At 54.4% G+C, this 10,999-nt stretch carries 8 protein-coding genes; 7 read left to right on the forward strand and 1 reads right to left on the reverse strand.

What is annotated here, in order from left to right; all coding sequences use genetic code 11:
* Positions 1-2: 2 nt before the first annotated feature.
* Positions 3-2,687: a phosphotransferase RcsD gene (rcsD, locus tag OI69_RS16810; protein ID WP_039353045.1), complete on the reverse strand. Its 2,685-nt coding sequence runs from the start codon at positions 2,685-2,687 to the stop codon at positions 3-5.
* Between the two features lie 309 nt (positions 2,688-2,996).
* Here rcsD and menF point away from each other — a divergent pair, with 309 nt between their 5' ends.
* From menF to OI69_RS16845, 7 genes are all read left to right on the forward strand, one after another.
* Positions 2,997-4,325, forward strand: coding sequence for an isochorismate synthase MenF (menF, locus tag OI69_RS16815; RefSeq protein ID WP_072034317.1), 1,329 nt, complete (start codon positions 2,997-2,999; stop codon positions 4,323-4,325).
* Positions 4,326-4,562: 237 nt separating this feature from the next.
* Complete coding sequence (gene menD, locus OI69_RS16820) at positions 4,563-6,245, forward strand: 2-succinyl-5-enolpyruvyl-6-hydroxy-3-cyclohexene-1-carboxylic-acid synthase (protein ID WP_039353053.1); 1,683 nt, start codon at positions 4,563-4,565, stop codon at positions 6,243-6,245.
* Positions 6,233-7,033, forward strand: a complete 801-nt coding sequence (gene menH, locus OI69_RS16825) for a 2-succinyl-6-hydroxy-2,4-cyclohexadiene-1-carboxylate synthase (protein WP_039353056.1) — start codon at positions 6,233-6,235, stop codon at positions 7,031-7,033. The genes menD and menH overlap by 13 nt, the downstream gene beginning before the upstream one ends.
* A 5-nt stretch (positions 7,034-7,038) precedes the next feature.
* Entirely contained in the window at positions 7,039-7,896 is an 858-nt protein-coding gene (gene menB, locus OI69_RS16830) for a 1,4-dihydroxy-2-naphthoyl-CoA synthase (protein ID WP_039353059.1), read from the forward strand.
* The gene (gene menC, locus OI69_RS16835; RefSeq protein WP_039353062.1) at positions 7,896-8,867 is read left to right on the forward strand and encodes an o-succinylbenzoate synthase; all 972 of its coding nucleotides are present in this window, start codon (positions 7,896-7,898) and stop codon (positions 8,865-8,867) included. Before menB ends, menC begins: the two co-directional genes overlap by 1 nt.
* Positions 8,855-10,258 carry an o-succinylbenzoate--CoA ligase gene (menE, locus tag OI69_RS16840; protein WP_039353066.1) on the forward strand — a complete coding sequence of 468 codons (1,404 nt, stop codon included), beginning with the start codon at positions 8,855-8,857 and terminating at the stop codon, positions 10,256-10,258. The genes menC and menE overlap by 13 nt, the downstream gene beginning before the upstream one ends.
* Positions 10,259-10,382: 124 nt before the next feature.
* Positions 10,383-10,922, forward strand: a complete 540-nt coding sequence (locus OI69_RS16845; protein ID WP_039353068.1) for a YfaZ family outer membrane protein — start codon at positions 10,383-10,385, stop codon at positions 10,920-10,922.
* Positions 10,923-10,999 lie beyond the last annotated feature (77 nt).

A 10,999-nucleotide genomic window follows, 5' to 3' on the forward strand; every position in this document is an offset into this window, starting at 1 on the left:
GGTTACTCATCTTGTTGGCTACCTTGCTGCCCTTTAGGTTCGACTGGGGATAGTAATGCGCTGACAAATTCCTCAATTTCATGAAGGTTATCCTCGATCTGTACACTATCGTGCGCGGTAATATGCTGTTCAAGCTGTTCACACAACTGCTTGCCAGGGTGTAGATTCAACATCGCAAACACGCCTTTCAGCCGGTGTGCCGTCTGCGAAAGTGAAGGGAAATCGCCCGCTTCCGCCTCAGTATACAGCCTCTTTAAATCATCCGGTACTGTCTCCACGAACAGCGAATAATAGTCGCTTGACGCCAATTGTGCGGCGTAAAACTCCACATCATTCGGTTCCCCCGCCTGCATCGCATCGGGTGGTGTCTCCAGTTGCAGTTCAATCAGCTTAAGCAATGCCTCCAGCAGGAGGTGGCTGATATTATAATTCGCCCGCAAACGGCGCGGGCCCAACGGTATTACGGTGTCATCGTCATGGCTTAACAGCAGCGTATAATCCGCTTTTTTGTCCGGGTCGTCAGTAATGCAGATATCCGCTTCCTGGTTAATCTGGCGCTCATCGCTAACCAGATAATTTGCGCCCCAGCCCGTCAGCATATGACCGACAATATGCTGTACTTCATCGGATGTCACATCCAGCAGAATGGTAATACCATCCAGCAGTTTTTCTTCCTCAACGGGAAGCGCTTCCGGCTCCAGTTTTAGCGTCAGAATATAGTGTGTACCTAACTCGGACTTACTGTTGATGGTTAACGCGCCGCCCAGTTTATTACAGAGTTGATTACACAAAAATAAGGTCAATCCTGAATTTTGTCCGAAACGATCGGTGGCAGCAGGATGCAGGAAAGGATGTCGAATGTTTTCCTGTTCTTTGCCTGAAACGTTCGTTCCCGTATCGCTGACCTGAATAACCAACGTGTCGGACTCATTATTTTTCCTATTAATCGATACCGTAATTTTGCCGTAATCCGTATTGGTTACCGAATAGCTCAATAGCAGCGCCAGCGTCTTTTTCAACAACTCGGCATCGCCCACGTAAGTTTGATTAATATCCAAATGGTAATGATGGAACAGCGTCAGCCCTTTTTGATTCAACCGTGGCAGTAGCTCAAGCAGCACATGATCGATAAGCGTCAGCGGTGAAAAACTGTCGTTGACCACGTTCCATTCCTGCGCTTCCAACTTTTCATGCAACGCGATATTTTCCAGCAGTTCAATCGCGCAGCGAGTCTCTGCTGTCAGTTGTTCCAGTGTAGGAATGTCTACAGTTGCGGTATCGCTGCGGCGTAACGCATGAATATGCTGTTGGAGTGAAATCAGCGGCTGTTTGAATTCGCTGAGTAGGTTTTGGAATAAACGCTTTCTGGCATGAATATTCTTTTCGTACTCACGCTGGGCGAGCAGTAACTTCCGCTGCACCAGAATTTCTTTATCCTGTTCGCGCAGCAGAAAGAGGCAATAGTCTGGCGAATATTGACTGCGGATTTGGCGGATTTCATACATCTCATTATTTATGGTGACCTGAATGACGCCCTGATGTTCGTCTGCCATATTGGTAATTTTTTGCAGGCTCAGGTGTGGAAGCAACTGCTCAGCGCGCTCATTTTGTATGACAACTTTGTTGCTGCTAAAATCATAAACCAGCACGCCCAGCGGGATTTTGCTCGTGGTTTCACGATAAATATCCAGCTTTCTTTCTAACTGATGAGATAAATCCTCTCCTGGATGTGCATATTTCCGGCGGAAAAGATAAAAACCCGCGATGGATAAACTCAGCAGAACCAGATTGAGCAGTAGAAGCCAAACGTTATTACGCAATGAATCAATAATCAGGTTTTTTACCGGCACCTGAAAAACAATTTTTATTGGGGCATTCACGAGCGTGACGGAAATTTCTATATTAGCACCATGAAGCTGTATGTCGGCGATGCCTTCACCCGTGTTGCTATCGATATTGCTGGCCGCTGGCGTATCCGGTTTCAGCATCAGATGTTCACGCGAAATGGTGTCAGGGATTAAATCATTAATCGGCAGATCGAATGCCAAAATTGTTGCCAGATGACCGGGCTGATTGAATGTCGTGCGCAGCGTAAAGTAGTAGTCGTTATAGAAACGCAATTTACGCAGTGGGGAAAAACTTTCTCGCTCGTCTAATACATTTGCCTGTTGCAGCATTTCCGTCCGACGAGCTTCGGCGATGACCGTAATATAATTGCCCCGAAACTGTGAGGAGATATCTTTCAGCGTCTGGGTAGAAATCATCGTCAGGCTATTGTCGATGCCATTCAGATAATACATGGAATAGACACTGTTCTCCGCTCCCCAGAGAATATCGAGATAGCGCGAAATACGGCGAACTGACGTCAGCGTTTCTTTATCGTGTTGCCCGAAAATCAGGGCGTCTGTTTTTTGACCATTTTTTTCAACATAGAAAACATTGGGCAGTAAATTAATCGCGCTAATGTTGGCGTCGCCAGCGGAGGGTTCACTGTTCAGACTGCCGTAAATTTGATAGGTGAAAAAGCGGTAGGTATCGACGCGTTTCTGTAGACCCTGAGCAATAGTTGTCAGTGAACGTTTTTTTTCCGCCAGCAGATCGGTGAGATAGCTATAGCTAAACGTCCCGGTAATCAGGAGCGATAACACCGTGAGGAGGGAAAAATAACGCAGGATCATGGCTGGCATCAATTAACGCTCCTGATTGAGGCATAACGGGGTGAAATTCAGCGTGGTACTCATCCTGAATATGGCTATCCGGTCGATGTAACAAGGGCCTATTTTTACCATAATTAGCGGGCTGAATGGAAAGAATCCTGGCTGCGGTTTTGGATCAAGGCAAGGGGGTCTACCATTATGGTCATGCGAGTCACTCTCATGGGGTAAAACATGCGATGGGATATACTCTGCCGAGGGTAGCCCGTTGGTCTTGCGTAACCTCTCACCCACGACGTGTTTTTTCCCGTATAATCCCCTACTTTGTGTTAGGTCTCCGGGGTGACGGTGAAACAACTTTCCGACTTGCTGCGGCATTTGCAGCAGGATTTGCGCGAGCCACAGCCTGAACGCGCAGGTTTCAAACAAATAACGCGTTCATTAACCCTCAGCGAGGCGTCTGAGCTTTTGCCGTGGCTGGCGACTCAGCCGGTGTATCCCCAGTTTTATTGGCAGCACCGTCAGGATCGTGAAGAAGCTGCCGTTTGCGGCAAGGTGTGTGGGTTTCATCATCTTCAGGATGCGGAGGCATTCCTCGTTCAGCAGCAGTGTGGCCCCGATGTGCGTATCTGGGGGTTAAACGCGTTTAACCAGATAAAAGAAAGCGGCACCTTTTCACCCGGCTACCTGTTTTTGCCTCGTGCCGAACTGCGACGTCAGGATGATACGCTCAGCCTGAGCATTAACCTGTTTAGCGACACCTCATTGCAACAGGATGCCATTGAAGCCTCGGTGTTTCTTAACCTGCTTCTGCCGCCAGCGCCGCAGCCGCTTTTGCATGCGGAAGTGCAATCTGCTGGGCATCAGCCGGAGCGTCAGGGATGGATTGATTTACTCCAGCGGGCGCTGCATGACATCAACACAGGGCTCATGGAAAAGGTCGTGCTGGCACGAGCAACCACACTCGAGCTGACACAACCGCTACAGGCAACAACCTTTATGGCCGCCAGTCGTGCGGCGAATCATCACTGTTTCCATTTCATGCTGGCGCACGATGCACGCCATGCCTTTCTCGGCTCCAGTCCCGAGCGACTTTATCGCCGTCGGGGTAGCGAGCTGGAAACGGAAGCGCTGGCGGGAACGGTGGCGAGCGATCGCGATGCGTACAAGGCCGCTGAACTGGCTGACTGGCTGATGAAGGACAGCAAAAACCAGTGCGAGAACATGTTGGTGGTGGATGATATTTGTCAGCGACTCCAGCAGGTTGTGCTGTCGCTGGATGTGATGCCGCCAGAGATTGTACGCCTGCGTAAGGTACAGCATCTGCGCCGTACCATTCATGCCACGCTGCGAACCGCGTCTGATCATGCATGCCTGAACGCATTACAGCCTACGGCGGCGGTCGCGGGGCTACCGCGACAAGAAGCTCGTCGTTTTATTGCTGCTCATGAACCGTTTGAACGTGGCTGGTATGCGGGTTCTGCGGGCTATCTTTCGCGTCAGCAATCTGAATTCAGCGTAGCGCTACGTTCAGCCGAAGTTCGGGATCATGTTTTAACGCTCTACGCTGGTGCCGGAATTGTGGCAAATTCTGATCCAGAACAAGAATGGCAGGAATTAGAAAACAAAGCGGCTGGGTTGAGATCCCTGTTAGAGGGGGATATGTCATAGTTTTGTTTTACGGTTGTTGTGCCAGGTACTGGTTTATATCAAAGTCAGCGTGATAAAAAAAAATATAATAAGGCCAATCGCGATGTTCGTTGAATGGATATAGCCGCTGAAGGGCAACCTGGCCGTCAACCGTTTCATCATTCGTATTTTGCCTATATCCATCATTTTCTGTGAGCATACAGCCAGTACACAGGAAGATGGCGGGAATAACCTGCAACCTGAGTTGTTGAGTACATCATGTCAACAAGTGTATTTAATCGCCGCTGGGCTACATTGCTGCTGGAATCGCTGACCCGCCATGGTGTCCGGCACATCTGCATCGCGCCTGGCTCTCGTTCCACACCCCTGACGCTCTCTGCGGCGGATAATCGTGCGCTGATTTGCCATACGCATTTCGACGAACGGGGGCTAGGGCATCTGGCGCTGGGGCTGGCAAAAGCCGCGCGTGAACCGGTTGCGATTATTGTGACGTCCGGCACGGCCGCTGCGAACCTTTATCCGGCCATTATTGAAGCCGGGCTAACTGGCGAACGGCTGGTGGTGCTGACGGCCGATCGCCCGCCGGAGCTGATCGACTGCGGCGCGAATCAGGCGATTCGTCAGCATGCGCTGTATGCCTCCCACCCTACGCTGGCGCTGGATTTGCCGCGCCCCACGCCCGATATTCCGGCTAGTTGGCTGGTTTCTTCTGTGGATAGCGCCATGGCGCGCCTGACGCACGGTGCGTTGCACATTAACTGTCCCTTTGCTGAACCGCTGTACGGTGTCGATGATGGCACGGCCTATCAGGATTGGCTGATGACGCTCGGCGAGTGGTGGAACAGCCGCGAGCCTTGGCTGCGCGAAATGCGTCAGAGTGCGCTGACGGTGCAGCCGGATTGGCCGCAGTGGCGGCAGAAACGAGGTGTCGTCCTCGCTGGGCGAGTGAGTCCCGAACAAGGCGCGCGTCTTGCTGCATGGGCGAATGAACTGGGCTGGCCGCTGATTGGTGATGTGCTGTCGCAAAGCGGGCAGCCGTTACCCTGTGCGGATATTTGGCTGGCGCACCCTGAAGCGGCGGCGTGTTTACGGCAGGCGGATATTGTGTTGCAGTTCGGCGGTAGCCTGACCGGTAAACGTCTGCTGCAATGGCAGGAACAGTGTCAGCCGCAAGAGTTCTGGTTAATTGACGATCTGCCGGGACGGTTAGACCCGGCTCATCATCGCGGGCGTCGTCTGGTGGCTGACGTGGGCGAATGGCTGTCGGCGCATCCGGCACAGAAGCAGGCGCCATGGGCGGATTTGTTGCTGGATATTGCCGACAGAACGCAACGGCAGATCGATACCTATCTGGCTCCCCGCTTTGGTGAAGCACAGTTGGCGCAGCGCCTACCGCAACTGCTACCGCCGGACGGGCAACTGTTTGTCGGCAACAGTCTCGTGGTACGTCTAATCGATGCGTTGGCACAACTCCCGCAGGGATATCCGGTGTATGGCAATCGTGGTGCCAGCGGCATTGATGGCCTGATCTCCACGCTGGCGGGGGTACAGCGTGCTACGGCGAAAGCGACGCTGGGCATCGTCGGCGATCTCTCCGCGTTATACGATTTGAATGCGCTGGCGCTGCTGCGTCAGTCTCCCGCGCCGCTGGTGTTGATTGTCGTGAACAATAATGGCGGCCAGATATTTTCCCTGCTGCCGACCCCGGTTGCACAGCGGGAGACGTTTTATTGCATGCCGCAAAATGTGGAGTTTGGGCATGCTGCCGCGATGTTTGGCCTGAATTACGTGCGTGCCGAAAACTGGGATCAACTGGCGGATACGGTGACGGATTGCTGGATACAGGGCGGTGTCACGCTGCTTGAAGTAGTGGTTGAACCGAGGGACGGCGCAGAAACGCTGAATGAACTGGTCGCGCAGGTGGCGACATGGGCGCACTAGATTTTCAGGGGCTAGGTTGCCGGAAGGTGATACAGGGTGAGGTTGCTCCGACGCAGCCGTGGCTGGTGTGCCTGCATGGTTTATTGGGAAGTGGCGAGGACTGGCAGCCCCTCCTGCCGTTCTGGCACGACTGGCCCGTGTTGCTGGTGGATTTACCCGGACACGGTGCGTCGCAAACCCTAGCCACCGCCGATTTTGCCGATGTGAGCCGTCAGCTAAGTGCGACGCTGCGGGGGCAGGGCATCGAGCGTTACTGGTTGCTGGGCTATTCGCTCGGTGGGCGTATCGCGATGTATCACGCCTGTAACGGCCAGCATGACGGCATGCAGGGGCTGCTGGTGGAAGGGGGGCACCCCGGTCTGGCGACGCCCGAGCAGCGTACTGCGCGTATCCACCATGATGCTCGCTGGGCGCAGCGCTTTCGTCAGGAACCATTGCCCGCGGTGTTGCAGGACTGGTATCAGCAGGCGGTCTTTGCCGATGTTGATTTTGCGCAGCGTGAATCGTTGATTGCGCGTCGTCGCCATAATCACGGTGCTTCTGTTGCGGCGATGCTGGAGGCCACCTCACTGGGGCGTCAGCCCTTTCTGGTAGACGCTCTCCGGCACCTGTCGCTTCCCTTTGCTTACTTATGCGGTGCTAGCGACGTGAAATTTCAAACGCTGGCGGCGCAACATGGCCTGCCATTACTGAGCGTGGCGCAGGCAGGCCATAATGCTCATCAGGCGAACCCAACGGCCTATGCCGAGCGGGTTCGTTCTTTTCTTTTTCATCCCGTTAAGGATTGATAACTATGCTTTATCCGAGTGAAGAACTGCTTTACGCCCCGATTGAATGGCACGATTGCAGCGGCGATTTCGCCGATATTCTCTACCACAAGTCTAGCGATGGTATTGCCAAAATCACCATTAACCGTCCTCAGGTACGTAATGCGTTTCGTCCACAAACGGTAAAAGAGATGATTCAGGCGCTCGACAATGCCCGTCACGACGACGGTATTGGCACGATTATTCTGACTGGCGCTGGCGAGAAGGCATTCTGTTCCGGCGGCGATCAGAAAGTACGCGGTGACTACGGCGGTTATCAGGATGACAGCGGCGTGCATCACCTGAACGTGCTGGATTTCCAGCGCCAGATCCGTACCTGTCCGAAGCCGGTTGTCGCGATGGTGGCGGGATATTCCATCGGCGGTGGACACGTTCTGCACATGATGTGCGACCTGACCATTGCGGCAGAAAACGCCATCTTTGGTCAAACTGGCCCGCGTGTCGGTTCCTTTGACGGCGGCTGGGGCGCTTCTTACATGGCACGCATCGTGGGTCAGAAGAAAGCGCGTGAGATCTGGTTCCTGTGTCGCCAGTATGATGCGGCGCAAGCGCTGGATATGGGACTGGTCAATACCGTGGTTCCGTTAGCCGATCTGGAAAAAGAGACGGTGCGCTGGTGTCGTGAAATGTTGCAAAACAGCCCGATGGCGCTGCGTTGCCTGAAAGCGGCGCTGAACGCGGATTGCGACGGTCAGGCTGGTTTGCAGGAACTGGCGGGCAACGCCACCATGTTGTTCTACATGACAGACGAAGGGCAGGAAGGCCGCAACGCGTTCAATGAAAAACGTCAGCCTGACTTCAGCAAGTTCAAGCGGAACCCGTAATGCGTCAGGTCACTCTCTATCGTTACTGCGTGCCGATGGAAGCTGGCGTGGTGCTGCGCAATCAGCGTCTCAAAACCCGCGATGGCTTGATTGTTTGCCTGCAAGAGGATGAGCGGTTGGGGTGGGGGGAGATTGCACCGTTGCCGGAATTTAGCGTGGAAACGCTGGCTGAGGCACAATCCGCCGCTCTCGAACAGCTACCCTTGTGGGCGGCGGGGCGGGTATTCTCTGACGATCTTCCGCCGTCCGTCGCCTTTGGTTTGAGCTGTGCGCAGGCCGAGCTTGATCAACGTCTGCCGCAGGCGGCGGATTATCGCAAAGCGCCGCTGTGTAATGGCGATCCCGATGAGCTGTTTGCCATGCTACAGGCGATGCCGGGCGAGAAGGTGGCAAAGATCAAAGTCGGCCTGTATGAGGCGGTGCGCGACGGTATGATCGTCAACGTGCTGCTCGAAGCTTTGCCGGATCTGAAACTCCGTCTGGATGCCAACCGTAGCTGGACGCGTGCCAAAGCAGACGGCTTTGCTCGTTATGTCGATCCGTCATTGCGCTCGCGCATTGCCTTTCTCGAAGAGCCTTGCAAAACCCGTGATGAATCCCGCGCGTTTGCGCGAGAAACGGGCATTAACATCGCCTGGGACGAGAGCGTACGCGACGCCGATTTTCGGGTGGAAGCCGAGCCGGGCGTCAGCGCGATTGTGATCAAACCGACGCTGGTCGGTAGCCTCACACGCTGTCAGCAATTGGTGCAGGACGCGCATCAGGCTGGATTAACTGCGGTGATCAGTTCCAGCATTGAATCCAGTCTTGGCTTAACGCAGCTAGCGCGTCTGGCGCATTGGCTGACACCGGACACGATCCCTGGGCTGGACACGCTGGATCTGATGCAGGCGCAGGTGATTCAGCGCTGGCCGGATAGTACGTTGCCGCTGCTGGCGGCGGAACAACTGGATGTGGTATGGCGATCCTGAGCGACTGGCCGTGGCGACACTGGGCGAGCCAGATGCCTCGGTCCGTGGCGCTGATTGAAGACGACACTCGCTGGTGTTGGCAGATGCTGGCGCGGCGCGTAGATCATCTGGCTGAGCATTTTACACAGCAGGGGGTTACCGCCGAAAGCACGGTCGTACTTCGCGGGAAAAATAGCGTACCAATGCTGTGTAGCTATCTGGCGTTGCTACAGTGCGGGGCGCGCGTATTACCGCTGAATCCACAACTGCCTGATACGTTAACCGAGGCGCTGTTGCCGGTGCTGAACGTGGCCTACGGTCTGTGTCTTAATGGTAAGCCGCTGCCGGATGCTGTGTGCGCACTGTCTCTTCCACCTGACGCTTTATTACCCGATGATACTGAAGAGTGCCGCCATACCGATAGCGTGGGCTGGCAAGCCGACCGGCTGGCAACGCTGACGCTGACATCCGGCTCCAGCGGAATACCTAAGGCGGTGGTGCATACGTTTACCGCCCATCTCTCCAGCGCAAAAGGCGTGGTTGCGATGATGGCGTTTTCTTCCCGTGACGCGTGGCTATTGTCACTCCCGCTCTTTCACGTTTCCGGGCAAGGCATCGTCTGGCGCTGGCTGGCGACGGGAGCCACGATCGCTGTCCGTGCGCATCAGCCTCTGGAGATTGCGCTGCGCGATTGTACCCATGCCTCTCTGGTGCCGACGCAACTGTGGCGGCTGCTAGCGGAAGAGACATTCCCCACGACATTGAAAGCCGTATTGCTTGGTGGGGCGATGATCCCACAGGCGTTGACGCAACAGGCAGAAGCACGCGGGGTGAGCTGCTGGTGTGGCTATGGACTGACAGAACTGGCATCCACGGTCTGTGCGAAACGTGCTGATGGGCAGTCAGGCGTCGGTCTGCCGTTACTCGGGCGGGAGATCCGGCTGGTCGATGATGAAATTCTGCTGCGCGGTAGCACGCTGGCCTCCGGCTATTGGCGTGACGGAAAACTGATCCCACTGGTTGATGATGACGGCTGGTTTCATTCGCGGGATCGCGGGCAGTTTGCCGAAGGGGAATGGCGTATTCTGGGACGTCTGGATAATCAATTCTTTAGCGGCGGCGAAGGGATCCAGCCAGAGAATATCGAAGCCGTGTTGCTGTCGCACCCCGATGTGCAGCAGGCGTGCATTGTGCCTGTTAACGATGCGGAGTTTGGTCACCGCCCCGTAGCGGTATTAGAGGTGGCACAAACCACGACGCTCGATGCCGTACGCGATTGGCTACAGCCGCAGCTTGCCGGATTTCAGCGTCCGGTCGCGTATTATGCGCTGCCAGCCGAGCTGAAAAATGGCGGGATTAAACTTTCTCGCCAGCAGATCAAAAACTGGGTTGTCACCCACCACGTTTCATAATTCTTAACAGAAGAATTATGATTTCAGAATGATTTCATACTGGAGTGATGGCGGGTTTCGGGTAGAATCGGCAAAGATAACATCTTTACTCGCGCGTTTAACGACGGTTTTAAGGACAGTGAAAATGAAAAAGTTTGTGATTGCCTGTGTGGGAAGTCTGTTACTTGCCAGTGCTTCTGTACACGCCATTAGCCTTTCCGGGGAAGCGGGTCGTGATTATGTCGGCGCTAATGCGGGCTTCGGTCTGGGCATTCCAGGGCTTGCGGGGAATGTGAGCTATGCTCACGGTGACAACAATAATGATGTATACGGTTTTGGTCTGGGATACACGATTCCTGTCGGCCCACTCAAGCTGACTCTGGGTGGCAAGGCGCTGTATCTGAACCAGGATCACGGCAATGATGGTTACGGTGTTGCTCTGGGCGGTGGTGTGCTGTGGCCGCTGAGCCGTCAGTTCTCACTGTACGGTGAAGGCTATTATTCACCGGATTCCTTCTCAAGCCATGTCGATCACTATGTTGAAGGGAAAGCAGGGGTTCGCTGGCAGGTATTTGCCCCGCTGAATGTCGATGTCGGTTATCGCTACATCAACATGGCGCGCGAAAATGGGCCGGATAATAGACTGGCGGATTCAGCCTATATCGGCGTGGGTCTGAACTTCTAATATACCCTTATTCTTCAAGCCGCAATGCGTTGGCTTTTGCCATGTAACCGCTAGCGTCCGTCATAAAAAAGAGCGTG

Source organism: Pectobacterium fontis, from assembly GCF_000803215.1.
GTDB lineage: Bacteria > Pseudomonadota > Gammaproteobacteria > Enterobacterales > Enterobacteriaceae > Pectobacterium > Pectobacterium fontis.

What these genes read in the sequence shown, in the direction of transcription:
- rcsD (WP_039353045.1), bottom strand. Translation starts at nt 2,687, where the DNA reads ATGCCAGCCATGATCCTGCGTTATTTTTCCCTCCTCACGGTGTTATCG.
- menD (WP_039353053.1), top strand. Translation starts at nt 4,563, where the DNA reads ATGTCAACAAGTGTATTTAATCGCCGCTGGGCTACATTGCTGCTGGAA.
- menH (WP_039353056.1), top strand. Translation starts at nt 6,233, where the DNA reads ATGGGCGCACTAGATTTTCAGGGGCTAGGTTGCCGGAAGGTGATACAG.
- menB (WP_039353059.1), top strand. Translation starts at nt 7,039, where the DNA reads ATGCTTTATCCGAGTGAAGAACTGCTTTACGCCCCGATTGAATGGCAC.
- menC (WP_039353062.1), top strand. Translation starts at nt 7,896, where the DNA reads ATGCGTCAGGTCACTCTCTATCGTTACTGCGTGCCGATGGAAGCTGGC.
- menE (WP_039353066.1), top strand. Translation starts at nt 8,855, where the DNA reads ATGGCGATCCTGAGCGACTGGCCGTGGCGACACTGGGCGAGCCAGATG.
- OI69_RS16845 (WP_039353068.1), top strand. Translation starts at nt 10,383, where the DNA reads ATGAAAAAGTTTGTGATTGCCTGTGTGGGAAGTCTGTTACTTGCCAGT.